This window comes from Lichenibacterium minor (assembly GCF_004137685.1).
In the GTDB taxonomy this organism is placed as follows: Bacteria; Pseudomonadota; Alphaproteobacteria; order Rhizobiales; family Beijerinckiaceae; genus Lichenihabitans; species Lichenihabitans minor.
Window position 1 is genome coordinate 35,663 of sequence record NZ_QYBB01000021.1, and the last position, 24,554, is coordinate 60,216.

Annotated in this window: 23 protein-coding genes; 6 read left to right on the forward strand and 17 right to left on the reverse strand. The window is 73.7% G+C overall.

Going from position 1 to position 24,554, the window contains the following annotated elements:
- Positions 1–69: 69 nt before the first annotated feature.
- Positions 70–1,272, forward strand: a complete 1,203-nt coding sequence (locus D3273_RS17160; RefSeq protein WP_129228117.1) for a PA0069 family radical SAM protein — start codon at positions 70–72, stop codon at positions 1,270–1,272.
- Between the two features lie 61 nt (positions 1,273–1,333).
- Here D3273_RS17160 and D3273_RS17165 read toward each other — a convergent pair whose 3' ends face one another.
- From D3273_RS17165 to D3273_RS17175, 3 genes are all read right to left on the reverse strand, one after another.
- Complete coding sequence (locus tag D3273_RS17165) at positions 1,334–2,890, reverse strand: aspartate ammonia-lyase (RefSeq protein WP_129228118.1); 1,557 nt, start codon at positions 2,888–2,890, stop codon at positions 1,334–1,336.
- 112 nt (positions 2,891–3,002) lie between these two features.
- Entirely contained in the window at positions 3,003–4,241 is a 1,239-nt protein-coding gene (glgA, locus tag D3273_RS17170; protein ID WP_129228119.1) for a glycogen synthase, read from the reverse strand.
- A gap of 108 nt (positions 4,242–4,349) precedes the next feature.
- Positions 4,350–6,170, reverse strand: coding sequence for an ABC transporter transmembrane domain-containing protein (locus D3273_RS17175; protein WP_129228120.1), 1,821 nt, complete (start codon positions 6,168–6,170; stop codon positions 4,350–4,352).
- 162 nt (positions 6,171–6,332) lie between these two features.
- Here D3273_RS17175 and rpmE point away from each other — a divergent pair, with 162 nt between their 5' ends.
- Positions 6,333–6,563 carry a 50S ribosomal protein L31 gene (rpmE, locus tag D3273_RS17180; RefSeq protein ID WP_129228121.1) on the forward strand — a complete coding sequence of 77 codons (231 nt, stop codon included), beginning with the start codon at positions 6,333–6,335 and terminating at the stop codon, positions 6,561–6,563.
- Positions 6,564–6,671: 108 nt separating this feature from the next.
- On the opposite strand, the gene D3273_RS17185 is transcribed toward rpmE, so the two are convergent.
- A complete protein-coding gene (locus D3273_RS17185; RefSeq protein WP_129228122.1) occupies positions 6,672–7,931 on the reverse strand; it encodes a glycosyltransferase family 4 protein in 1,260 nt (419 codons plus the stop codon).
- 81 nt (positions 7,932–8,012) lie between these two features.
- Between D3273_RS17185 and D3273_RS17190 the strand changes: the two genes are divergently transcribed.
- Positions 8,013–8,777, forward strand: coding sequence for an alpha/beta hydrolase (locus tag D3273_RS17190; protein ID WP_245501235.1), 765 nt, complete (start codon positions 8,013–8,015; stop codon positions 8,775–8,777).
- Between the two features lie 16 nt (positions 8,778–8,793).
- Here D3273_RS17190 and D3273_RS17195 read toward each other — a convergent pair whose 3' ends face one another.
- From D3273_RS17195 to D3273_RS29245, 4 genes are all read right to left on the reverse strand, one after another.
- Complete coding sequence (locus D3273_RS17195) at positions 8,794–9,015, reverse strand: hypothetical protein (RefSeq protein ID WP_129228123.1); 222 nt, start codon at positions 9,013–9,015, stop codon at positions 8,794–8,796.
- 63 nt (positions 9,016–9,078) lie between these two features.
- Positions 9,079–9,600, reverse strand: coding sequence for a DUF2147 domain-containing protein (locus D3273_RS17200; RefSeq protein ID WP_129228124.1), 522 nt, complete (start codon positions 9,598–9,600; stop codon positions 9,079–9,081).
- A 192-nt stretch (positions 9,601–9,792) separates the two neighbouring features.
- Positions 9,793–10,413 carry a TetR/AcrR family transcriptional regulator gene (locus D3273_RS17205; protein WP_245501236.1) on the reverse strand — a complete coding sequence of 207 codons (621 nt, stop codon included), beginning with the start codon at positions 10,411–10,413 and terminating at the stop codon, positions 9,793–9,795.
- Positions 10,410–10,727, reverse strand: a complete 318-nt coding sequence (locus D3273_RS29245; RefSeq protein WP_245501237.1) for a hypothetical protein — start codon at positions 10,725–10,727, stop codon at positions 10,410–10,412. Before D3273_RS29245 ends, D3273_RS17205 begins: the two co-directional genes overlap by 4 nt.
- Before the next feature lie 213 nt (positions 10,728–10,940).
- Here D3273_RS29245 and D3273_RS17210 point away from each other — a divergent pair, with 213 nt between their 5' ends.
- Together D3273_RS17210 and D3273_RS17215 are read left to right on the forward strand one after the other, a co-directional pair.
- Positions 10,941–12,752: a beta-1,6-N-acetylglucosaminyltransferase gene (locus D3273_RS17210; protein ID WP_245501240.1), complete on the forward strand. Its 1,812-nt coding sequence runs from the start codon at positions 10,941–10,943 to the stop codon at positions 12,750–12,752.
- 26 nt (positions 12,753–12,778) lie between these two features.
- Positions 12,779–13,693: a hypothetical protein gene (locus D3273_RS17215; protein WP_129228127.1), complete on the forward strand. Its 915-nt coding sequence runs from the start codon at positions 12,779–12,781 to the stop codon at positions 13,691–13,693.
- Positions 13,694–13,709: 16 nt separating this feature from the next.
- On the opposite strand, the gene D3273_RS17220 is transcribed toward D3273_RS17215, so the two are convergent.
- The 9 genes from D3273_RS17220 to D3273_RS17255 all read right to left on the reverse strand — a co-directional run bounded on the left by D3273_RS17220 (position 13,710) and on the right by D3273_RS17255 (position 23,345).
- Positions 13,710–14,810: a glycosyltransferase family 2 protein gene (locus tag D3273_RS17220; RefSeq protein WP_129228128.1), complete on the reverse strand. Its 1,101-nt coding sequence runs from the start codon at positions 14,808–14,810 to the stop codon at positions 13,710–13,712.
- A 22-nt stretch (positions 14,811–14,832) separates the two neighbouring features.
- On the reverse strand, positions 14,833–16,086 hold the full coding sequence (locus D3273_RS17225; RefSeq protein ID WP_129228129.1) for a polysaccharide biosynthesis/export family protein: 1,254 nt from the start codon (positions 16,084–16,086) through the stop codon (positions 14,833–14,835).
- A 198-nt stretch (positions 16,087–16,284) separates the two neighbouring features.
- Entirely contained in the window at positions 16,285–17,616 is a 1,332-nt protein-coding gene (locus D3273_RS17230) for a KpsE/RkpR family capsule polysaccharide export protein (RefSeq protein ID WP_129228130.1), read from the reverse strand.
- Between the two features lie 24 nt (positions 17,617–17,640).
- Positions 17,641–18,306: a hypothetical protein gene (locus D3273_RS17235; RefSeq protein ID WP_129228131.1), complete on the reverse strand. Its 666-nt coding sequence runs from the start codon at positions 18,304–18,306 to the stop codon at positions 17,641–17,643.
- Positions 18,288–19,805, reverse strand: a complete 1,518-nt coding sequence (locus D3273_RS17240) for a hypothetical protein (RefSeq protein WP_129228132.1) — start codon at positions 19,803–19,805, stop codon at positions 18,288–18,290. Before D3273_RS17240 ends, D3273_RS17235 begins: the two co-directional genes overlap by 19 nt.
- 199 nt (positions 19,806–20,004) lie before the next feature.
- Complete coding sequence (locus D3273_RS28325; RefSeq protein WP_165359538.1) at positions 20,005–20,904, reverse strand: alpha/beta hydrolase fold domain-containing protein; 900 nt, start codon at positions 20,902–20,904, stop codon at positions 20,005–20,007.
- Positions 20,901–21,509 (reverse strand): class I SAM-dependent methyltransferase, encoded by a 609-nt coding sequence (locus tag D3273_RS28330; protein ID WP_165359539.1) that lies wholly within the window; start codon positions 21,507–21,509, stop codon positions 20,901–20,903. Before D3273_RS28330 ends, D3273_RS28325 begins: the two co-directional genes overlap by 4 nt.
- Positions 21,510–21,516: 7 nt before the next feature.
- Entirely contained in the window at positions 21,517–22,260 is a 744-nt protein-coding gene (locus D3273_RS17250) for a hypothetical protein (protein WP_129228134.1), read from the reverse strand.
- A complete protein-coding gene (locus D3273_RS17255; protein ID WP_129228135.1) occupies positions 22,260–23,345 on the reverse strand; it encodes a GSCFA domain-containing protein in 1,086 nt (361 codons plus the stop codon). The genes D3273_RS17250 and D3273_RS17255 overlap by 1 nt, the downstream gene beginning before the upstream one ends.
- A gap of 260 nt (positions 23,346–23,605) precedes the next feature.
- Between D3273_RS17255 and D3273_RS17260 the strand changes: the two genes are divergently transcribed.
- Positions 23,606–24,457 (forward strand): MBL fold metallo-hydrolase, encoded by an 852-nt coding sequence (locus D3273_RS17260; RefSeq protein ID WP_129228136.1) that lies wholly within the window; start codon positions 23,606–23,608, stop codon positions 24,455–24,457.
- The last annotated feature ends 97 nt before the right edge of the window (positions 24,458–24,554 follow it).

Here is a 24,554-nt window from a genome sequence, read left to right on the forward strand (position 1 = left end):
CTATCTGTTCCGACACGGCCGGGGTTATCCACAGCGGATCCCGGCGTCGTCCGAGCCCGGAGAGCGCCGATGTTGACCGGTTTCGATGTCGGCGGGACGCCGATCGCGCCGCCGCCCTTCCCCCCGGCCCGCAGGGCCGAGCTTCCTTCCCAAGCCCGCAGGGCCGAGCCGTCCCCCCGCCGGGCGCAACCCTTGTCGCTGGACGACGTGCTGGCGAACCGGCGCCGCGGCCGCGGCGCGGTGTCGAACCCCGCCGGGCGCTTCGAAACCGAGGAGCGCATCGCCGAGCCGCAGGACGAGGCTTCGGCGCCGGATCCGGCGAGCTTCGTCACCAGCGTCACGGTCGAGCGGCCCAAGACCGTCATCACCCGGAACGACTCGCCCGACATCTCCTTCGACCGCTCGATCAACCCCTACCGGGGCTGCGAACACGGCTGCGTGTACTGCTTCGCGCGGCCCACCCACGCCTTCGTGGGCCTGTCGCCGGGGCTCGACTTCGAAACCAGGCTCTTCGCCAAGGAAGGCGCGGCGGGGCGGCTCGAGCGCGAGCTGGCGGCCTCGAACTACAAGCCGCGCACGATCGCGATCGGCACCAACACCGACCCCTACCAGCCGATCGAGCGGGAACGGAAGGTGATGCGCTCCATCCTCGAAGTGCTCCACCGCTGCGACCACCCGATCGGCATCATCACGAAATCCGCGCTGGTGGCGCGCGACATCGACCTGCTGGCGCCGATGGCGGCGAAGGGGCTGGTCAAGGTGGCGGTGTCGGTGACGACGCTCGACCCCGAGCTCGCCCGCCTCATGGAGCCCCGCGCCCCCGCGCCGCGCAAGCGCCTCGACGCGATCCGGCGCCTGAGCGAGGCCGGCATCCCCGTGACGGTGATGACCGCGCCGATGATCCCGGCCGTCAACGACCACGAGATGGAGGCCATCCTGCAGGCGGCGCGGCAGGCCGGCGCCGTCGAGGCGGGCTACGTGGTGCTGCGGCTGCCCCTGGAAGTGCGCGACCTGTTCCGGGATTGGCTGCTGGCGCATTTCCCCGACAAGCTGCGCCACGTGATGGGCCTCGTGCAGTCGATGCGCGAAGGCCAGGACTACGACGCGACCTGGGGCAAGCGCATGACGGGGACGGGCCCCTACGCCTGGATGCTGGGCCGGCGCTTCGAGATCGCCGCCGCCAAGCTCGGCTTCCCGAAGACCCGCGCCAAGCTGCGCAACGACCTGTTCCGCGCCCCCACCCCGCACGGGGAACAGCTCAGCCTGTTCTGACGTCCCCCCGCGGCTGGCGCGCCCGTCAGGCCGGCGGGGGCGGGCCCGCGCGCCATCCCGCTCAGCCTTCCGGCGGGCGCACGCGCTTCGGACGCGAAGGCAGCGTCATGGCCTCGACGCGCAGCAGAGTGTCGAGCTCGGCCGGGGTCAGCAGCCCTTCCTCCAGCACCAGTTCGGCGACGCCGCGGTTCTCCGCCAGCGCACGCCGGGCGATGCGCGACGAGGCCTCGTAGCCGAGCGCCGGCCCGAGCGCCGTGACGATGCCGATCGACCCCTGCACCAGCGCTTCGCAGCGGGCGCGGTCGGCCTCGATGCCGGCCACGCAGCGCACCGTCAGCGTGTCGATGGCCGCCGTCAGCATCTTGATGGAGTTGAGGACGCAATAGCCGATGGTGGGCTCGAAGGCGTTGAGCTGGAGCTGGCCGCCCTCGGCGCACATGGTGACGGTGAGGTCGTGACCGATCACCAGGAAGGCCACCTGGTTGACCACCTCGGGGATCACCGGGTTCACTTTCCCGGGCATAATCGACGACCCCGCCTGCACGGGCGGCAGGCGGATCTCGGCGAAGCCCGTGCGCGGGCCGGAGGACAGCAGCCGGAGGTCGTTGCAGATCTTCGACAGCTTCACGGCGATGCGCTTCAGCAGCCCCGAGAAGAGCACGAAGGCCCCCATGTCCGAGGTGGCCTCGATGAGGTTCGTGGCCAGCACCATCGGCTGGCCGCTCGAGCGCGCCAGCTCCTCGACGGCGAGGGCGGCGTAGCGCGGGTCGGCGTTGATGCCGGTGCCGATGGCGGTGGCGCCGAGGTTGACCTCGCGGAACAGGGCCGACAGGTCGCCGAGCCGCGCCACGTCCTCCTTGATCGTCACCGCGAAGGCGTCGAACTCCTGGCCGAGCGTCATCGGCACGGCGTCCTGGAGCTGGGTGCGGCCCATCTTCACGATGTCGGCGAAGTCGACCGCCTTGGTGCGGAACGCGAAGCTGAGGTCGCCGAGCGCCCGCACCAGGGGCGCCGTCGCCAGGATGATGGCGAGCCGCAGCGCCGTCGGATAGGCGTCGTTGGTCGACTGCGCCATGTTGACGTCGTCGTTGGGATGGAGCGCCGCGTAGTCGCCGCGCGTGCGCCCCATCAGCTCCAGCGCCACGTTGGCGATGACCTCGTTGGCGTTCATGTTGGTCGAGGTGCCGGCGCCGCCCTGCACGGCGTCGACCACGAACTGGTCGTGGAAGCGGTTCTCCTCGGCGATCAGCCGGCAGGCCTCGTCGATATGCGCGGCCTTCTCGTCGTCGAGCAGGTGGAGGCGCCGGTTGGCGCGGGCCGCCGCCTGCTTGACCAGCGCCAGGGCGCGGACGAAATCCGGGAAGTGCCCCACCGGCACGCCCGTGATGGGGAAGTTCTCGACCGCCCGCTTGGTGTGGATGCCCCAATAGGCTTCGGCCGGCACGTCGGATTCGCCGAGCAGGTCGTGCTCGCGGCGGGTCGCGACCGCCTTCAGGGCGATCGACTGCGTCGTGGCGACCTGGAGGGTGGCGGCCGCGTCCTCGGGCGGTGGAGGGAGGGGGCCGACGGCGTCGGACTGGATCAAGGCTGTCGCTCCGGCGGGAAGGGTCGCGGCCATCCTGGTCCAAACCGGCGCGAGAGCAAGCCCGAGGGCCCCGGCCCGGACGTCGCCCCACCTTCCGGGGCGTCGCCGCGGGCACGCCCCCGGGTCCGGCGGCGACGCCCGCCGCTCAGGGCTTCGCGCGCGCCGCGTGCCGTTCCAGGACCTTGCCGTACATCTCCAGCGTTTGTTCGGCGATGGCGTCCCACGAGAAATGCGCCTCGACGCGCTTGCGCCCGGCCGCGCCGAACCGTTCGCGCAGCGCGGGATCGGCGGCGAGCCGGTTCACCGCGGCGGCGAGGTCGGACGCGAAGCCGGCCGGGTCCGCGGGATCGAAGGTCCCGGGCGCCAGGCCGGGGTCGACCAGCAGGCCGGTCTCCTCCGGCACCACCACCTCGGGGATGCCGCCGACGCTGGTGGCCACCACGGCGGTGTTGCAGGCCATGGCCTCGAGGTTGATGATGCCGAAGGGCTCGTAGACCGAGGGGCAGCAGAACACGGCCGCGTGGCTGTAAAGCTGGATGATGTCGGCGCGGGGCAGCATTTCGCGCACCCAGATCACGCCGGGACGCTCGGCCGCCGCCTTTTCGACGCCGTCCGCCATCTCGCGCGCGATCTCGGGGGTGTCGGGCGCGCCGGCGCAGAGCACGATCTGCAGCGACGGATCGATCTCGGGGATGGCGTTGACGAGGTGGATGATGCCCTTCTGGCGGGTGATGCGGCCGACGAAGAGCAGGAACGGGCGGGACGGGTCGATGCCGCAGCGGGTCAGCACGTCCGTGCCCGCGACGGAGCGGTATTCGTCGAGGTCGATGCCGTTGTGGATGACATGAACCCGCTCGGGGTCGACGTCGAACAGGCGCAGCACGTCGGCCTTGGTTTCGCGCGACACCGCCACGATGCCGTCCGCTTCCTCGATCGCGGTGCGCTCCATCCAGGCCGACAGGTGGTAGCCGTTGCCGAGCTGCTCGACCTTCCAGGGCCGCAGCGGCTCCAGCGAATGGATGGTGAGGACGTTGGGGATGCCCCACAGATTGGCGGCGATGACCCCGCCCATGTCGGTGTACCAGGTGTGGCAATGGACGAGGTCGGCGTCGAGCGTGTCCTTGGCCATGGCGAGGGAGCGCGCGAAGGCGTCCACGGCGCCGACGAAGCGCGGGTCGGTGCCGCGCTTGGTTTCGTCCCACTGCGGGTAGCCCCGCACCGTCAGCCGGCCGTCCGTGCTCGACTGGTCGCCGAAGCAGCGCATCTCGACGTCGACCGTCTTGGCCAGGGCCGCCGCCAGGTATTCCACATGGACGCCGGCGCCCCCGTACACGTAGGGCGGATATTCCTTCGACAGGAACGCGACTTTCTTCGGAGCCGGCATGGGATCGCCTTCGGTCGAATCGGTTGGCCGCCATCCTAAGCAGGATCGCGGCGGAAACCCATGCAATCCTGCTCCGCCCCGCTTCGAAAGCGGGCGATGCGCGCCGCCCTATTCCGCCGCGGCGGCGGACGACGACGCCCGCGGCCCCTGCGCGTCGAACTGCAGCCGGGCCAGGCGGGCGTAGAGGCCGTCGCGCGCCAGCAGCGACCCGTGGGTGCCCTCCTCCACGATGGCGCCGCCCTGCATCACCAGGATGCGGTCGGCCGTCACCACGGTGGCGAGGCGGTGGGCGATCACCAGCGTCGTGCGGCCGCGCATCACCTCGTCGAGCGCGCGCTGCACCAGCGTCTCGCTTTCGGCGTCGAGCGCGCTCGTGGCCTCGTCGAGCAGCAGGATCGGCGCGTCCTTCAGGATGGCGCGCGCGATGGCGAGGCGCTGGCGCTGGCCGCCCGACAGGGTCGTGCCGCGCTCGCCCACGAGCGTTTCGACGCCGTCCGGCATGGCCGAAACGAAGTCCCAGGCGGCGGCGCGCTCGGCGGCGGCGCGCACCTCCTCGTCGCTGGCCCCGGGCCGGCCGAAGCGGATGTTGTCGGCCACCGAGGCGGAGAAGATCGCCGGGTCCTGCGGCACCAGCGCGATGCGGGCCCGCACGGCGGCGGGATCCGCGTCGCGCAGGTCCACGCCGTCGACGAGGACGCGGCCGTCGGTCGGGTCGTAGAAGCGCGTCAGCAGTTGGAACAGCGTCGACTTGCCCGCGCCCGACGGCCCCACGATGGCGACCCGCTCGCCCGGCCGCACCGCGAAGGACAGGTCGCTCACCACGGCGTCGCGGTCCCGCGTGGGATAGCGGAAGCCGACGCGCTCGAAGGCGATGGAGCCGCGCGCCGGCCGCGGGAGCGGGGCGGGGACGGCGGGCGCCGCGATGGCGGGCGCGATGGCCAGGATCTCGCTGAGCCGCCCGGCGGCGCCGGCCGCAGCCGAAATCTCGTTCACCACCTCGCTGAGCTGGCCCAGCGCGCTGGCGCCGAACACGGCGTAGAGCACGAACTGCGACAGCAGCCCGCCCGACATGCGGCCGGCGATGACCTCGTGGGCGCCGAACCACAGCACGCCGACGACGCTGCCGAAGGCGAGAAAGATCGCCACCACGGTCAGCAGCGCCCGCGCGCGGGACGCCAGGGCGGACGCCCGGTAGGAGCCCTCCACGGCGCGGTCGAAACGCGCGGTCGAGACGCCCTCGGCGCCGAAGGCCTGGACGGTGCGCATGGCGCCGAGGTTCTCGGTGGCGAACGACATGGCGTCGGCCAGGCGGTCCTGCGCGGCGCGGGACCGCCGGCGCACCCCGCGGCCGGACAGCACCAGCGGCAGCACGATGACGGGGATGGCCAGCAGCACGAAGCCCGACAGCTTCGGGCTCGACTCCACCATCATGGCGACGGCGCCGACGAACAGGAACAGGTTGCGCAGCACCACCGACGCCGAGGAGCCAAAGGTGGCCTTGAGCTGGGTGGTGTCGGCGGTGAGGCGGGACACGAGCTCGCCCGTCTGCGAGCGGTCGAAGAAGCCGGCGTCGAGCCGGGTGAGGTGGGCGTAGAGGTCGGAACGCAGGTCGGCGACGATGCGCTCGCCCAGCGTCATCACGAGGTAGTAGCGGGCGCCCGACGCCAGGGCCAGCACCGCCACCACCGCCACCATGGCGGAAAAGTAGGCGTTGATGACGCCGGCCCGGTCTTCCGAGAACCCGAAGTCGACGAGGCGGCGCACGGCTTCGGGCACCACGAGGGTGGCGGCGGACGCGACCGCGAGGGCCAGAACGCCGAGCGCGATCCGCCCGCGGTAGCGCCGCACGTAGGGCAGCAGCGGCTTCAAGGCCTTGAGCGAGCCGCGCGGCGCCCGCGCCGCGTCCCCGGTTCCCCTGTTGCGTTTCATGCGTCCCCGCTGCGGTTTCGTCCGGCCCGCCGGTCCGGGCGGGCTGGCCTTCGGCGCGCGTCTGGTTTATAGGCGCGCACCATCTTTTCGTGCATGGCGAATACCACGAGGGCTTCGATCGGGTCCTCACGCCGCCCTGCGTGACGACAACCGAGGACCCCGATGAAAGACGCGACGCACCCCCACTACCACATGATCAAGGTGGTGATGACCGACGGCACCGACTTCATGACCCGCTCGACGATGGGCTCCGAAGGCGACACGCTGAACCTCGACATCGACCCCAAGACCCACCCCGCCTGGACCGGCGGCTCCCAGCAGCTGATGGACCGCGGCGGCCGCCTGTCGCGCTTCAACTCGCGCTTCGCCGGCATCAACTTCGGCAAGAAGTAAGGCATCGCTCAGTCCCGCCGCAAGGCGGCGGGACGATATCGCCCGGCCCCGCCGGACGCTTCCGTCGGCGACCCGCCCGGCGGCGCGATCCGCGCCGGGCAGGCCCCGTCACGGCTTCGCGGCGGCGCCCTTTTCCGCCTGCGGCGAAGGGGCCGTCGAAGCCGCCCGCCGCCGCCCGGCGATGACGTCGCGGTAGAGGGCGAGGGTCGCGCCCTCCATCCGTTCCAGCGAGAAATGCTCGGCCACGTGCGCCTGGGCGCGCCGCGCCATGCCGTCCCGCGCGCTGGCGCCGAGCGCCAAGGCTTCGCCGATGGCCAGGGCCAGGGCGCGGGCGTCGTCGGGCGGCACGCACCAGCCCGTGCGGGCTTCGGCGGCGACGCGGGGGACCGACAGCACCGTTTCGGGAACGGCGCCGTGGTCCGACACCACCACGGGCGTGCCCATCGCCTGGGCCTCGACGGCGGAGCGCCCGAAGGCTTCCGGCTTGGTGGACGGCACCGCCACGACGCTGGCGGCGAGAAAGGCGGCCGGCATGTCGGCGACGTGTCCGACGCGCTTCACCACCCCGCGCAGCCCGGCGTCGTCCACCGCGGCATCGAGTTCCGCCGCATAGCGGTCGCGGCCCTGCGGGTCGCCGGCCAGGATGAAGCTGGTGTCGGCGAGCCCGGCCGCCTTCAGCAGGCGCGCCGCCTCGATCAGCACGCGGTGGCCCTTCCACGACGTCAGCCGCGCGGCGAGCAGCACCACGCGGTCGCCGACCTCCACGCCCCAATCGGAGCGCAGCTTCTGCACCCGCGCCGGCGCCACCGCGGCGGGGGCGAACTGGCGCAGGTCCGTGCCGCGGTGGACCACCTCGACCTGCGGCACCGCCCAGGGATACAGCGAGGTGACGAGCCCGCGCGTGTAGTCCGAATTGGCGATCACGACGTCGCCCCGCGCCATCACGGAATTGTAGCGCAGCTTCAGCGCGCTCGTGCCCCCGTAAGCGCCGTGGAAGGTCGTCATGAAGGGCACGCCGGTGAGGCGCGCCGCGCCGAGCGCCACCCAGGCGGGCGCGCGCGAGCGGGCGTGGACGACCGCGGGCCGTTCGAGCCGGATCAGCCGCGCCAGCCGCCCGACGTTCCACGCCATGGCGGCGGGGTTCTTGGCGCCGGCGGGAAACGGGATCCAGATGCCGCCCCGCGCCTGCAGCTCGCTGACGAGCCGGCCGCCGCGGCTCGCCACCAGGGCCCGGCCGCCGGCCTCCACCAGCGCGCCCGCGATGTCGATGGTGGTGCGCTCCGCGCCGCCGGCGTCGAGCGAGGGGATGATCTGCAGCACGGTGGCGCCGGCGAGATCCTCGGATCCCTTCGGGGAAGCTTGCGGCATCAGGGCCTACGGTGTTTCGTGCACATGGATGAAGCCTTCCCGATCGGTGCCCTGATTATGCCGCATGACGCCCCGCCGACAATGCTCCCCGTGCGGACGGTTCGCGGCGAGCGCCGCCTGGCGGTGTCGGCGCGCCCGGCGGCCGACGGGGGGGCGGGGCCCGGCCTGGTGTGGCTCGGGGGGTTCAAGTCCGACCAGACGTCCGGCAAGGCCGTGGCGCTCGACCACTGGGCGGGCGGGCGGGGCTGCGCCTGCCTGCGCTTCGATTATTCCGGCCACGGGGCCTCGGACGGCCGCTTCGAGGACGGCACGATCGGCCTGTGGCTCGACGACGCCCTGGCGGCGATCCGCGCGCTGAGCGCGGGGCCGCAGGTGCTGGTCGGCTCGTCGATGGGGGCGTGGATCGCGCTCCTGGCCGCGCGGGCGCTGGCCGGGGCCGGCGAAGCGGACCGCATCGCCGGGCTGGTCCTGGTGGCCCCCGCGGTGGACTTCACGGAAGCGCTGATGTGGGAGCGGTTCGGCCCCGAGGTCCGGCGCGAGATCGAGGAGAACGGCCGCTGGATGCGGCCGTCGCCCTACGGCCCCGAACCCTATCCGGTGACGCGGGCGCTGATCGAGGACGGGCGGGACCACCTGCTGCTCGGCGGCCCGATCCGCTCGCACGGGCCGGTCCACATCCTGCAGGGCATGCGGGACGAGGACGTGCCGTGGGCCCACGCCATGCGGCTCGTCGAGCACCTCGCCTCCGACCCCGTCAGCATCACCCTGATCAAGGACGGCGACCATCGCCTGTCGCGCGACGAGGACGTGGCGCGGCTGATCGCGGCGGTGGACCTGCTGGCGTGAGGGACGGGGCGACGCGTCAGCCCGCCCCGTACAACAGCTCGACGATGCCCAGCACGGCGAGGCTCGCCAGCACATAGCAGGCGCCGTCGACCACCAGAGCCTGCCGGCCGCCCGGAGCGGAACCGCGCCGCGGCCGCCCGCCGCCGTTCGGGAGGTCGCGACCGGCGCCGGAGGGTGCGGTCGCGCGGCCGTCGCCGGCGGGCCCGCACGGCGAGGGGCGGGGCGGCCGCGCCCTCACCGGCCGCCCCGCGACGGGCGCCACCCTGGGTGCGGGCGCGGGTCCATCCGTCCGGAAACCGGGTCAGCGGTCCGAGCGCGGGCCGCCGGCGGCGTCGGTCGCACCCACCAGCTGGCCCGGCACCACGTCGCTCACCCGCTTCCAGGACTGCGTCTTGCACAGGTAGGAGAACAGGCAGCCCTTGACGGACAGCTCGGCCGGCTCCTCGCTCCACACCTTCACGTCGTAGGACTTGCCGTTGTCGGCATTGTAGACCTTGCCCTCGTAGCGGCCCTCGTCGGCGGGCTTCAACGCCGTCATCAGCTCGTGGCCGAGCACCGGACGGGCCTTCTTCTTGGCGTCCGGGTTGGATTCGTCGAGGCGCGGCTTCCCCTTCTCGTCCATGGGCTCCTTCATCCACACCACGTAGCCGCACAGGTCCGCCTTGCCGGGCCCGCAATGCTCGGTGCGGATGCGGCCGCGGCCGTCCTCGGTGAGCCAAGTGCCGGTGGCGTCGGCCGCGAAGGCCGAACCGGCGGCGCAGCAGGCGAGGGCGGCGGTGCCGGCGAGCGTGGCCGCGAGCCGGAAGGAAACGAGACGCGTCATGGCGGGAAGCCTCGGTTGGAACACGATAGGGATGGGGATGGGGGGCGACACGGCCGGAACGGCGCCCATCGGTGGCGGGATCGGCGCGTCATAGAGGGGATGGACGTGCTGGCGCATCCCGGGCGCGTTGCGCCGCACGAGCGGCGGCATGCGTTCGCGCGCGCCGACGGCCGAACCCCTCGGCCGCTGGCCTCATGACCCGGTTTCGGGGCTGGCGGCATGCCACCCCGAAGGGCCGGTGTCCAGGGCGGCGCGGAGGCGGGCCACCGCCGGGGCGGGATCGTATTCCGGCAGGACGGCCTTGCTGACCACGATCCCCTTCAAGGCGACGGCCAGTTCCGCGTGGAACGCGGCCGGGTCGCGGCCCGCCGGGCCGAAGAGCCGGGACAGGGCACCGACGAACCAGGCGCGGCCGTCCTCCTCGGTCCGCGCCACGAGGGCCGCTATGGCGGGGTTGCGGGTCGCTTCCGACCAGATCCCCAGGCGGAGGATGGCATGGTCGCGCGAAATCCGGCCGAAATAGGCGTCGATCACGCCCAGCACCGCCGCGCGCCCGTCGCCCTCGCGCCCGAGCCGCTCGACGAGCGCGGCGCCCCGCAGGTGTTCGCGCTCGACGAGCCCGACGACCAGCGCCTCCTTGGAGCCGAAGTAGCGGTACAGGTTGGCGGGGCTCATGGCGGCCTGGCGGGCGATGTCCTGCATCGTCGTCCGGTCGAAGCCGTTGCGGACGAGGCAGCGTTCGGCGGCATCGAGGATGCGCCCGTGCCGGTCGGCGGGGAGGCCGCCGGGATCGACCGCCGGCGCCGCCGTCACCGGGACGGGTCCGCCCAGCCCGGCGCCCGCGCCGCGTCGCGCCCGGGTGCCGGCGCCGCGCAGGACGCCGGCTGGGGCCCGCCTTCGGCGCAGAGCCGGGCCTGCCAGCTCGCCGGCCCCACGCCCGTCACGGCGAGCAGGGCGCAGCAGCCGAGCAGCAGCAGGGCCGCGGGGAGCAGGACGGCCGGCGCCAAGGCGGCCCGCGCCACCGCCAGCGCGCGCCCCCGCCGAGCTGCGAAACGGCGCGCCGCCACGGCGGCGCGGAGCGCGTTCGGCGAGGGCATGTCGAGGTCGGTGGGGTTCAGCGCGATCATCGTCGGGCTCCATCTGATGCAGCGATAATGAACGTTCAGTCAGGGCGAGTCAATGAACGTTCATTCTCGCGCGGATCCGCCGCGGGCCGCGGGAGCGGCCCGGCCCCGCCGCGGCCGTCCCGAGCGCCGTCCCCTGTGGATCGCGGCGTCCGAACCGTGTTACGGGAGCCCACCCCCGGCGGGGCGCGGAAGGGGGAGAAGCGGTTGCAGATCGTGTTCGTGCTTCTGGCCCACAACGCGGCGTCGCTCGTCGCCCGCGTGGCCCGGACCCTGACGGCCACGGGCCACCGCATGGTGATCCACTACGACGCCAAGGTGCCGGAAGCCGAGTTCAACGCGCTGAAGGCGTCGCTGGCGGCCTTGGGTGACCGCGTGCGCTTCGCCCGGCGCGTCCGGGTCGGCTGGGGCGAGTGGTCGGTGGTGCAGGCGACGCTCAACGCCGTCGAGGCGGTCGCGGAAGCCGGCTGGGCGCCCGACTACGTCTACCTGATGAGCGCGATGGATTATCCGATCCGCTCCGCCGCCGAGCTCGACGCTTTCCTGGAGCGCAACCGCGGCGACGAGTTCATCGAGAGCGTGCCCTCCGACACCGTGAAGTGGGTGAAGAGCGGCCCGCAGCGCGAGCGCTACCAGTACCGCTGGCCCTTCAACTGGCGCGAACGCCCCCTCCTGACGGACCGGCTGTTCCGCCTGCAGCGGCGGCTCGGGCTGAAGCGCCGCTTCGTCGCCGACATGGTCCCCCACCTCGGCTCGCAATGGTGGGTGCTGACCTGGCCGACCCTGCAGGCCGTGATGGAGATCGCGCGCCGGCCCGACGTGCTGGCCTTCTTCCGCACCACGCTGGTGCCGGACGAGCTGTTCTTCCAAACCCTGGTGCGGCAGGTCGTGCCCGACCACCGCATCATCAACTGCCCGCTGACGCTCTACCAGTTCACCGATTACGGCTACCCCGTGGTGTACCACGCCGACCACCTCGACTACCTGACGCGCCAGCGCTTCTTCATGGCGCGCAAGCTGTCGTCGCACGACATGGCGCTGCGCGACCTGCTCGACCCCTATTGGCGCGGTGAACGCCGGGCGAAGCCCTTCATCGACGAGGACGTGGGGCTGCGCTCCACGGAATACGACGATTGGCGCCTCGCCCACCGCGACGGGCCGCCGAACCGCCCGCTGGCGGGCGGGGGCGAGCGCGGCTGGGCGGCGAACCGGCGCGTGGCCAAGCCCTGCTTCGCGGTGGTGGGCACCAGCACGGCCGAGCTCGGCTTCGCCCACCGCGTGCTGTCGCGCGCCGCGAACGTGCGGCTGCACGGCCAGCTGTTCCACCCCGCCGCCATCGAGTTCGCCGACCGGGCCTCAGCCTTCGCGTCCTACGGCGAAGCGGACGTCGAGATGCGCAACATGTCGGGCGTCGATTTCCTCACCGACGTGGTGCGGGCCGAGCCCGAACGCTCGACCGGTTTCCTGCTGCGGGCCGAGCAGGGCGGATCCGTCGCCGAGGAGCTGGCGGGGCGCCCCGACGTGCGGCTGGCGCAGCTCGGCGGCGATCCGCTGGTGGCCTTCTCCGAGGCGCTCGGCGGCCCCCACCCGGCGCTGGGCGCGCCCTTCGACCCCGCGGCGCTGGACGAGATGCCGGCCGAAGCCGCGGCCCACCGCTTCCGCGTGTTCCTCAAGGCGTTCCACAGCCAGGGCGGCGCGGCGGACCGGCGCTTCAAGGCCGCCGTGGACGCCCGCCCCAAGGGCTGGGCCCAGAAGTTCGACCCCCGGCGGATCGGCCCCGACTGGCTGAGCCGGCTGGAAACCTGCCTCGGCGTCCGCATCGACATCACGCCCGAAGCGCTGGAAGCCGAGCGCGTCGCGGCCGTGGAAGACTTCCGCGCGCGGCGCCGCGGCGTGATCGACCTCCTGGTGCGCGGCGGCATCGACCCGGTGGTGTTCGACGTGCTGGGACAGGGCGGCGGCCCAGGGGGCGGGCAAGGCGGCGGCCAAGGCGGCGGCGAAGTGTCGAACGCCCTGGCGCTGCTGTGACCGACGCCCTCGAGAAGGATGACACGATGCAGGCTTCCCCCACCCGCCGGGTCGCGGCGTCGCTGGCGCTGGGGCTCGGCCTGCTGTCCGCCGGGCCCGGGGAAGCGGCACCGCCCTGCCCGGCCGCGTCGCCGCCCGCGGCGCGGCGCTACGCCGGCCGGGTGGGGCACTACCTCGCCGACCTGAAGACGTCCTTCCCCGAACACGAGCTGTATTCGCCCGCCACCGCCCTCACCCGCGCCAACTACCGCGCGGTGCTGGACGGGCTGGCGGGCGAGGCGGGCGTCAACGGCGTGCGGCTGCCGATCGTGCCGGCCTATGCCGGCGCGGCCGACTACCCGCCGCTCTACGGCGACGTCCTCGCCTCCGCGCGAAGCCTCGGGCTGTCGATCTACGCGAGCCCGATGTCGGTGGGGATGAAGCCCTTCGTGGGCTGGTCGGACGACCGCTACGCGTCCTGGATCGCCGACTACGCGGCGGCGTTCCGGCCCGACGTGCTGTCGCCGTTCAACGAGGCGGGGCTCGACAACCGCCGCATCGCCCGGGTCGCCCGCCTCGTGCGGGCGAAGCTGACGGTGCCGGTGCTGCTGATGGGGCCGGACCGGCAGCACGTCGGCCGCTCCGCGGAAAGCCTCGCGCGCGACCCCGCCGTCGCGGCGCTGTTCGACATCGTGGGCTCCCACAACGCCGACAAGGACGCGGGCGCCACCGCGGCGGCCTGGGGGGCGCTGGTCGAGGCCGCCGGCGGCCGGCCCGTGTGGTCGAGCGAGAACCCGGCGCTGTGGAGCCGCGGGCAGGTCGAAGGGTTGCCCGGCATGGACCAGGCGGTGGAGGGCGGCGTGGAGGGCGTGGTGGCCTGGATGGCCAAACCCGGCCTCGTCGACGGCACGGGCCGCCCCACCGCCAAGGCCTGCGAGATCGCGGCGAACCTCGTCAGGTAGCCTTCGGCGAACCCGTTCAGAACCATTGCCCCGGGTTCAGCAACCCGGCGTCCACGAGGTCCCGCGTGGTGCGGTAGCGGCGGCTCGCGTCCCCCAGGGGCGACGCGTCGCGCAGCTTCAGCAGCCCCGGATAGGCGGCGAGGCCGCCGTCCTTCACCGTCACGGCCGCCTCGTGGCGCGCCGCCACCTCCAGGGTTTCGGGCCGGGCCAGCAGCGCGTAGCGCAGGATGCAGCCCGTCGGGCTCGAATGCCAGGGCGTGTGCGGGCTGTTGAGGTAGGCGGGCACGACCAGCCGCGTCCCGGCCACGTAGCCGTAGAACCACTGCCACTTCACCAGCGGCACGCGGTTCAGCGCCGGGCTTTGCCGCGGCTTCGTCCGGTGCAGGGTGCGGCGCTGCAGCCCGCCCCGCACGATGACGTTGCGGAACCGCCCGGGGTCCAGCGTCACGAAGCCGAAGGCGTCGAAGCGGTCGAGCGCCGCGGGCGGCGCGCCTTCGGCCGCCAGCTCGGCGGCCGGGCGCTCCCCGTACATCTCCACCACCAGCGCGTAGACGTGCTCGCGGCTTTCGGAATCGAGGAATTCGGTGAAGTCCCCGAGGCTGCGGCTTTCGCACCGGTAGAACACGAAGGCGTCGGTCGTGGCGAGGGACAGGCACCAGCGGCCGGTGGCGTAGCGCCCGCGCAGCCCGTTGAGCCAGGTGAGCGCCTTGCCGCCCCCGGGGCCGGCGCGCGGTCGCCACACCGCGCAGCCGGGCTCGGCCCCGAGATGCCCCGCGAGCCCGCCGTCGGACGACAGGTCGAGGAACACGAAATGCTTCGCGCCGAGCCCGCGGTGGTGCGCCAGGAAGGCCTGGGCCAGCGCGTGGTCGCCGTGGTGGGCCGCCACCACCACGAGGGCCCGCCCGGCCGGCGCCGAGGCCGGCCCGGCCACGAGCTCCAGCGCCCGCAGGCTCAGCCGCGCCCGCAGCCACGGCAGGAGCAGCACGGACGCGAAGCGGAACGGCGCCTGCAGCTTCGACCAGAAGCCGCCGAGCCGCAGCGACTGCAGCACGCGCACGCGGCGGCGCTGGCCCGCCATGGGGCCGCGGTTGACGTGGGTCCGGCGGGGCGGGATCACGCCGCCGCCTCCTGGGTGTCGCTCACTCCCCTCCCCCGCCGTCGCTCGTGCTGGTGATGACGCGGCGCGCCGTCGTGGTGGTGGTCGTCACGGGCCCGCGGAAGTCGTAGTAGATGCCGGCGATGCCGCGCATGATCTGCACCGCCTTGCTGAGCTCCACCGCGTCGGCGTTGGTGATCAGCACCGTGTCCTTGTCGCGCATCTGCACCGACTGGCCGATGAAGTAGCCGGACGCGGCGCGCAGGTCCAAATGGTAGACGACCGGCACGGGCTCGACCTTGCCGGCGAGCGCCGTCAGCCGCGGGTCGCCGGGCGGCAGCAGGGTCCTCACCAGCGCCGGGGGCTCGAAGCGCATCAGGAAGATCTGGCCGACGTTGGCGATGGCGTCGTTGCCGCCCCCGGCCCGCGCCACGCCCTCGGCCAGGGTCACGCGCTCGACGTTGAAATCGTATTGCGACACTTTCAGCGCCGCCCCCAGCACGGAGAAGCTCCGCGGGTTGCGGATCAGCACCAGGTTGTCGCCGGGCTCGATGCGGATGTTCTCGCGCGGGTCCTCGACGAGCCTCTGCATCGTCGCCCGCGCCACGCGGCCGCCGCGCACGAGCTGCACGTCCGTGTCGAAGGGCGGGTCCCTGGGGCCGCCCGCCTCGGCGATGACGTCGAGCACGCGCTCGCCCCGCAGCGTGATGGGCACGAGGCCGGGCTTGCCGACGTCGCCGTTGACCGACGCCGTGTTGACCGTGGAGCTGACGAGGCTGACCAGGACCTGCGGGTTGGTGGCCTTGCCGTCCAGCGACCGGGCGATGGCGCGGCCCGCCTGGGCGGGCGTGAGCCCCGCCACCTTCACGGTGCCGCCGAAGGGCACCGGCACGGTGCCATCCTGCTCCACCACCTGGGCCGGCAGCGTCGCGGTGTGGCCGCCCACCGGGGCGCCCTTGTCGGCGGGGCCGTTCAGCGCCGGCGCGGCGCCGAACAGGGGGATGGGCGCGACCTCGAACACCGTGACGGCGACGACGTCGCCCGGCTTCAACACCAGCGACGGCCGGTACACGTCGGCCCCCAGGGACGACAGGCCCGCGCGCCGGTAGCTCGAGATCGCCTTCGCCACCGTGGGGTCGAGGTCGAGCAGCACGTAGCCGGGGTTCCCCGAGACGGCGCCGGGGGCGATGAACTCCACGGCCGTGGGTGCCGCGCTCGGCAGCTCCGAGCAGCCGCTCAGGGTCGCGGCGCCCAGCAGCAGGGCGCACCCGACGGCAGCCGCCGACCTGGAAGACATGGATCCCAACGCTCCGATGAAGCCTGCGCCCCCACGCGGCGAGTTCCCGTCGATCTTCAGGGTTCCGTAACCTCGCCCGCGGCGCTTGGCCAGCCACCCGCCCCGGCCATCCACCGCGCTGGGTTGCGAAAGCCCCCGGGAGCGGCCGAAAGGACACGCTTCGTGGGCCCGGCCGGCCGCGCCGCGGGGGAAACGGCCTCAGCCCATGATCTGGTCGCGCGCCGCGCCCATCACGAGGCTGCCGAAGGCGAAGAGCAGCAGCGCCGACAGGAACACCGTCACGGTGGCCTCGACGGGAAAGGTGTAGCTTTCGTGCTCCGGCAGGTCGGGCGGGATGAAGTCGACGAGGTAGTTCTGCTTGGTGGCGGCATCCGCCCGCGCCACGACGAGCCCCTGCTGCGCCGCCATGTAGGCGTTCTTGGCGAACTCCTGTTCGAGCTGGAGCGCCTGGTAGTCGTTCAGGACCTGCGAATAGGGCGCCGCCGCAGCGGCTCCCACGGTTCCAGCGGCGCCGGACGCCGCGGGCCTGTCGGACGCGAGGCGTCCCTGCTCCGACTTCAGCTGGCCTTCCAGCGCGGCGATCCTGGATTTCAGCTGCACGACGATGGGCGAATTCGGCGCCAGCTGGCCCGCGACGCCGGTGAGCTGGCCTCGCGCGTCGGCGAGCTGGCCCTCGATCGAGCCCACGATGGTGCCGAGCTGGCTGGCGGCGCGGGTCGGGTCCTGGTCGCCCTGCCTGTTCTGGAACTCCGTCAGGGCGACCCGGGCCTTGCGCACGCGCTCCTCTTCCCGGCCGAGCTCGGCTTCGGCGAACTTCACCTCGTTGGCGCGGGCGCGGGAGGTCAGGTCGTCGACCATGCCGTCGGCCGCCGTCACGATGGCCTTGGCGAGCGTTTGGGCGAAGGCGGGGTCGAAGGCGTCGACCTCCACCTTGATGTAGCCGCCGAGCCCCTGGCTCACCTGAACGCGGGAGCGGAAGTAGTCGAGAAAGGTTTCGCGCGACGCGTCCGGTTCGAGCCGCGACAGCCAGTCGATGTGCGACGCGTCGAAATGCCGGCGCAGGTCGAGGTCGCGGTCGAGCCTGTCGGCCAGGGTCGAGGAGCGCAGGTATTCGTAGACGATGGTGCCGAGGTCGACCGTGTTGCTCTGCGCCGTGCCGGTGACGCTCTGCACGAGGCCGGACGCGAGGCTCGAAGGGCCGCGGTAGGTCTGGTAGGTCAGCTCGAAGTCGGACGTGTAGCGGGGCGTGGCGACGAACAGCGTGTAGAGCGCGGTCAGCAGCGTCGGCAGCAGCACGACCAGGGTGAACCAGGCGAGGAGGCGGCGCGAGCGCGAGCGGCGGCGCTCCACCAGGGCGACGGCATATTGGGCGGTGGCGGGCCAGCCCACCGCGCCGCCCGCCGCGGCCTCCGCCGGCGCGGCGGCGGCGCGGCGCGGCCCGAGCCCGCGGCCGGGCCGGGCCGGGGCCGCGGGCTTCCCGTCCGGCCCGGCCCTGACGACGGCGGTCCCGGTATCGTCCACCTCGTTCATCGCGGGTCGCTCATGGGGCGTCGCTCATCCGTGCCTGCCGGTATCGTGATCCTCGACCGCGTCGCGCGGTTCGGCGAACAGTTTCAGCACGCCGTCGCGCAGCGTGACGGCCGCCTCGGCGTGCTGGACCACGAAGCGGGGCTGCGACGTCGAGAAGATCACGCCGGCGCGCCGATGCGCCGCCAGGGCGAAGCAGCGCGCCATCACCTCCGGGTCGATCTGACTCACCTCGTCGACGAGATAGCAACCGAAAGGGATCACAAATGTGGTCGCCGCCTCGAAATTGCGCCGCTTGGCCCCGTCCTGCCCCTTCAAGGGCCGGTCGAGCAGCATGTCGGAGCCGGCGAGCGACACGGCCGCGGTCAGCAGGCCGTCGGCGTCGAACCCGTAGGCGCGCGCCAGGAAGCGCAGGTTCTCCACCGCGCTCAGCCCCGGGTGCATCAGCGGCGCGGCGTTGACGGCGGGCGACATGGGATCGGCGCCCGTCACCGCCCCGCCGTCCGGCTTCACGGTTCCGGCCAGGAGCTGCAGCAGCGTGGTCTTGCCCGCCTTGCGCCCCGCCAGCACGCCGAGCCGCCCGTCGGTCGGCAGGCTGATGGTGCCGGGGAGCAGCACGACGTGCGGCGACGCGCCGACGCGCGGGAAGCTCTTCGCCGCGTCGATGAGGTGGATCAGTCGTGATCCGGGCAACCCGCGCTCCGGTAGACGAGGAGGCCCGTGACCAGCAGCCCCACGGTGAAGAGCGCCGGATAGCGCAGGTCGAGCAGCGCCACCGGATAGCCGGGGTCGAAGGCGTGGCGCTCGTGCTCGAGGAGGTGGAGCAGCGGGTCGTACCAGTAATAGCGTGCCACCAGGGCGGGGGTGGTGGCGATGGAGAAATACAGGCCCGAGCTGATGAACAGCGCCCAGGTGAGCAGCTTCTCGAATGTCTTGACGAAGGACAGCCGGCGCCCGAGCCCTTCCAGGGTGAGGCCGAGCCCGAAGCCCGAGCCGCCCGCCATGGCGAAGACGAGGCATGTTTCCGGCACGTCGGGCAGGGGCATGTCGAGGCCGAACAGTTCCAGCGGCAGCAGCGCCAGCAGGCAGAACGACAGGTTGAGCATGAGCCCCCAGGCCGCCTTGGCGACGCGCAGGTGCATGTCGGTGATGCCCGGCCACGCCGTGGCGCCGGCCGGCCACCTGCCGCCCGTCGCGGCGCCGGCCCAGGTCGCCTGGAAGGCGAACCAGGTGGAGAAGCCCGCCAGCACGTAGACCTCGATCGGGATCTGCCCCGGCATGGGCCTCTTGAGGAAATAGAACAGCCAATAATGCACGAAGACCACCACGGCGGGCCGCACGAGCTCGACCAGCGCGCCGAGCACGCCGTTGCGGTGGTGGGCCCGCAGGTCGCGCAGCACCAGGGCGCGCAGGATCAGCAGGTGGTCCGTCAGCCGCGGCCGGCGGCGGGCGCGGTCGATCCGGCGCAGCGTGGCGGCCGTCACCGACGCTTCCACGTCCGCCAGGGCGACGGCCGGGCGGGGCGGGGCGGGCGGGGCGACCGCGGGCGGCGGCGATCCCGCCGCCGCGACCGGGGCGACGCCGGCCGCCGGCCCCCCGGCGCGCTCGCGACGCAGCGCGAGGTCGGCGCGCAGCCGCTCGCGCTCGGGCTCGAGCGGCCCCCCGGTGCCCGAAAGCGCGAGTTCCCCGGCGGCGGCGTCGAGGGCGTTCAGGGCGAGGTGGCAGCGCGCCGCGGCGAGCCGCACGGCCGGGTCGGCGGGCGCCAGCGCCAGCGCTTCCGCGACGGCCGCCAGGGCGGGCCGGTGCTGGAGGCGGCGCCCGAGCGCCGCGGCGAGCTGCAGGCGCAGCGCCACGGCGCCGGGGCGCAGCGCCGCGGCGGCCTTGAGATGGGCGATGCGGGCGCGGCCGTCGTCGGCGCGGGCGGCGAGGCGGGCGGCGAGCAGCGGCGCGCGGACGTCCGCGCCGTCGAGGCGCGCGGCCTCGTCGCAGGCGCGGCGGGCGTCGGCGAGCCGGCCCGCGAGGGCGAGGGCGCGGGCGGAACACAGGCGGGGGGCAGCCTCGGCGGGCGCCAGCGCGACCGCGGCCTCGAAGCGGGCCGCCGCGGCGGCGAAGTCCCGGCGGCGGAAGGCCGCGACGCCGGCCGATGCCGCGTCGCGCGCTTCATCCCGGGCGGAAGGGTCCGAAACCGTCATGCCGTGCCGTTCGAAGGGTCGCCGCCCGCCCGCGGATCCGGCTGGGGCCACCGCTCGGCGCGACCGCGCGGGCTTCCCCACGCCGTCCCGCCCTTCCCCCTTGCGGGGAGAAGCGGGCCTCCGTGGGCCGCCCTCGCGGAGGCCCGCTTAGCACAGCTCACCCCGGGGGTCGATGCGGCCGGCCCGGGTTCGGCCGGGATCAGCGGCCGAGGTGGTCGGCGAGGAACGGCACGGCTTCGCCGAGGAAGCCCCGCCAGCCGCCCGTGTCGGCGGCCGTGCGCAGCGTCAGCGTCGCGCCGCGCTCGCGGGCCGCCTCGGCCAGCAGATCGCCCTGGGCCGGGCTGTGGACGTAGTCGGCGGGGGACGCATCGGCCGGCAGCGGCTCGGCGGCCTTGCCGTACCAGCTGTAGACCGGCGGCGCGCCGGCGTGGATCGTGTGGATCGGCGACGCGTCGGCTTCGGCGGCGCGGAAGCGCGCGTCGCCGAGCTCGGCCGTCGAACCCGCGCCGTAGAACTGCGCCAGCCACCGCGGCAGGCGGTCGGTGCGGAAGCGCGCCGCGATGTCGGCCGGGTCGTAGGTGGCCTGGGCGTTGGCCGTCACCACGGCCGACACGCCCGTCGGCTGGCGCAGCACCGGGTCGGGCGACAACGGGTCGGCGCCGTCGGGATGGAACGCGACCCAGAAGGCCACGCCGGCGCCGGCCGACAGGCCCATCAGGGCCACGCGGGACGGGTCGAGGCCGTAGTCGCCCGCATGCGCCCGCAGCCACTGCACGGCGCGCGCGCCGTCCTGCATGGGTGCGGGGAAGCGCACCGCGGGCGCGAGCCGGTAGTCCGCGCAGGCGAAGGCGATGCCGCGGGCGGCCAGCATCGCGACGAGCTGCGGCGCGCAGGGGTGCTTGTCGCCGCCCACGAAGGCCCCGCCGTGGAAATACACCACGAGGGGGGCCGGGCCGCCGCCGTCCGGCACGTGGAGGTCGAGGCTTTGCAGCCGGTCCGGCCCGTAGCGGAGGTCCGCGAAGTCGCCGGCGCGCGCCGGGGCCGAAAGGCCGACCGCCGCGCAGGCGAGCGCGGCCGCGAGGGCGCGCGAGGCCCTCACCGCGGCTTCTGCGCCACCGCGAATAGGTGGGGCGTCATGAAGGAGGAGCGCAGCTCCTTCACGTCGAAGCCGTCGAGGACGACGCGGCGCAGCCCCTGCGGGCTGAAACGCAGGTGGTCGGGCCCCGATGCCGACAGGGCCGCCGTGGCGGTCATGAAGGAGATAGGGTTGCCGCTGCCCCCCACGACCTTGACGCCGAACTTGTTGGCCTTGCCGAAGCCCCGCGTGCAGACCACCAGCGAACCGCCCGGCGCCAGGACGCGGCGGATCTCGGCGGCCGTGAGCCAGAAGCGCGGGTCGCGCTCCAGCGCCCGGTCCCAGATCACCGCCGAAAAGCAGCCGTCGTCGAACAGCGGCGCGAGGTCGTTGGGCTCGCCCTTGTGGAAATGGACGCCGCCGGCTTCGCCGCCGCCGTCCGCCACCACGACATGGCGCTCGAAGCCCGCCAGGAAGGGCGCCCCGGCGACCGCGCCATCGCGCGAGCCCCCCGCGATCTCCAGCACGGGGCCGGCCAGCGCGTGGGTGCGGAACAGCGTGGCATATTCCTCGATCACCTTGGCGCGCATGCCGGGCTTCGGCGCGGGATCGGTTTCGACGAGGCTCATGGGGGGCTCATCCTTCGTGAAGCATGGGGGGCGGGCTCGGCCCGTCGACGCGGAGATGAGCCAGCACCTCGCGCATCATGATCGCGCCGTAGCCCTCGTTGCCGTGGTGCGGGTCGCCGGGCTGGCCGAACTCCGCGAGGGTGAAGCCTTCGGCGTCGAGGCAGCGGTCCGGAACGTCGACCACGGGCACGCCGAGGCGGTCGAGCTCGGCCCGGATCGTCGCGCGGTACAGCCGGTCGACGCGCATCACCACGGCCGCCGGCGTCCTGCGCAGCGCGGGGTGGTGGCGGAACGGGCGGGGGGCCTCGATGGCGAAGACGCGCCGGCCGATGCGCCGCAGCAGCGCCACGAGCTCCAGCATCGGACGCTGGTCGTCGAGGGCGAGGCGCCGGATGGTGCCGCTCGACACGGGTGCCGCGCCCGGCAGGTCCATGTCGGCCGGGGCGAAGTCCTGCCAGGCCGCGCCGCGCCACAACCGCACCGGGTGCAGAAGGGCCGACACGCCGAAGATCCTGTCGGGGGGGTCGTCCGCGCACGGCAGCCGGTCGAACTGGCGGCGGTATTCCGGCAGCGTGACCTCGGCGTGGTCGCCGCGGTCGGCGAAGAAGGGCTCGGTGGCGAGATGGCCGCCCCCGAGCGGGCGCACGCACAGGCGCAGCCCGGCGGGCCAGGCGCCCTCCGCCTCGACGGCGACCTGCCCGCGGCGCAGCGCGGCCGTGTGGCTGTCGCCGAAGACCAGGACGTCCGCCATCAGTAGCGCCCGAACACCGAAGCGATCTCCTCGTCGCAGAGCACGCGCTCCGCATCCTCCGCGGCGGCCGGGCGCGGGGGCACCGGGGCGGCGGCGCCGACCTTGACGCGCGTGGGGCCCGGGGCCGCGGGCGCGTGCTCGGCGAAGAAGTGCTCCATGACGTGCCGCACGCCGGCAGCCGAAACGGTGCGCATGTCGCTGTTGTAGAACATGGCCCGCATGGGCGGCGCGGTGGTGATCTCGTAGCCGGGGAAATAGTCCACGAAGGGGTACTTGTCGGCGAGGGCGCCGGCGACGCCGCGCAACAGCGACTTCGAATAGGTGTTGGCCACCACGACGTGGTCGGGCGTGGCGGTCGCCATGATGGACACCGGGCTGACGGTGAACAGGAAGTGCATGTCCCCGTTGATGGCGCGCAGCCGGGCGATCACGGCCTCCATGTCGGCCAGGATGTCGGTGAAGGACAGGTTCAGGAAGCTGTAGCGGGACGGGTCCCATTCGCCGCCGCCCGTGCCGGGCGCCACGGGGAACACCGTGCCGTCCTCCTTCGACATCCAGGTTTCGGTCATGCCCAGCGTGAACACGAAGGCCTGCGTCCGCTCGAACAGCTCGACCACGCGGGCGAGGTGGTGGCGGCGCAGCACCTCGACTTCCTCGGCGGTGCCGACCGCGCCGGGCTCGATGTTGGGACGGAAGGGATCGACGAAGCCGTCGCCCCGCACCCAGGCGCGGTCGACGGGGTCGATCTCGCCCGCGGCGCGCTGCAGGAGCTGGAGCAGCTGGCGCGCCGTGTACAGGTTGCCGTAGCGGGCCGAATAGATGCCGTAACCGTGGTCGAGGTGCAGGGCGGGCGGCAGGAAGCCCGGGGCGGGCTCGACGTCGAGGTAGTCGGCGCCGCGGCGCCTCATCTCGCGGCCGATGTGCTGCGCGAAGCAGGACCCGCCGGTGGCGAGGCGGCGCCCTTCCAGCGAGAACTTCCTGCGGTACCAGCCGCCGATCTCCAGCGGGTGGACGCCCTCCACGCTGCGGCGCCAGAACGCGCGGGCCGGCTGGTCCTTGTAGGGATGGTGACGCCCTTCGGCCATCGTCGCTCTCGACCCGGGGATCCGATCCGGCGGCCGCCGGTGCGGCGTCGCGGCCGCCCAATGGAGCACGGAATGCGGGCGGATGTCGACCGCGCGACGCGGTGGCGCGGTCCCGCCCCGGCCCCGCCGAGGTGGCCGACGCGGGGACGCGGTGCCGGCCCGACCGCTCGCCGGCCCTCGCGTCCCGGGCCCATCCGTGCCACAATGGCCGCCACCGCGCCCCGGGCCTTCCGGCCGACGCGCCCCTCCGGACTCCCGCGATGACGGCCGACATGTGGGTCAAGTTCTGGGGCGTTCGCGGCGGCATCCCCTGCCCCGACCCGGAATTCGCGGTCTACGGCGGCAACACGGCCTGCGTGGAGCTGCGCTGCGGGGGCCGCACCCTGGTGTTCGACGCCGGCAGCGGCATCCGCCCGCTCGGGCGCCGGCTCGTCGACGACGGGCGCGCCGGCGCGCTCGACCTGCTCGTCAGCCATTGCCACATCGACCACCTCATCGGCCTGCCCTTCTTCGCCCCCGCGTTCCGGCGCGACACCACCATCCGGCTGTGGACCGGCCACCGCGACAGCGACGAGCACCTGCACGACGCCGTGGCCCAGCTGATGACCCGTCCGCTCTTTCCCATCACGCCCGAAACCTTCGCGGCGACGCTGGTCTACCGCGACTTCCAGGCCGGCGACGGCTTCGACATGGGCGACGGCGTGGCCCTCCGCACCGCGTCGCTGAACCACCCCGGCGGCGCCACCGCCTACCGGGTGGACTTCGGGGGCCGCTCCTTCGGCTATTTCACCGACCACGAGGCGGCCGGCGACGCGCCCGACCCGGCGCTGGTCGCCCTGGCGCGCGGGCTCGACCTGCTGGTGCTCGACGCGAGCTACACGCCGTCCGAGATCGGCGGCCGGCGCGGCTGGGGCCACTCGTCCTGGCGGCAGGCCGTCGCGCTGGCCGAAGCCGCCGGCGTGGGCCGGCTCGCCCTGTTCCACCACGACCCGTCCCACGACGACGCCGTCATGGCGCGCATCGAAGCCGAGGCCGCCGCGGCCCGCGCCGGCACGTTCGCGGCCCGCGACGGGCAAAGCATGTCCATCGGCGGGGGATCGCCTCCGGCGTGAGCGGGAAAGGCCGGGGTCGGGGGAAACCGCCCGCCGCGGCCCCGCAGGGCGCCGGGGCGCGGGCCGGTGCCTCGGCACGCCCCGACCGCTCTGCGCC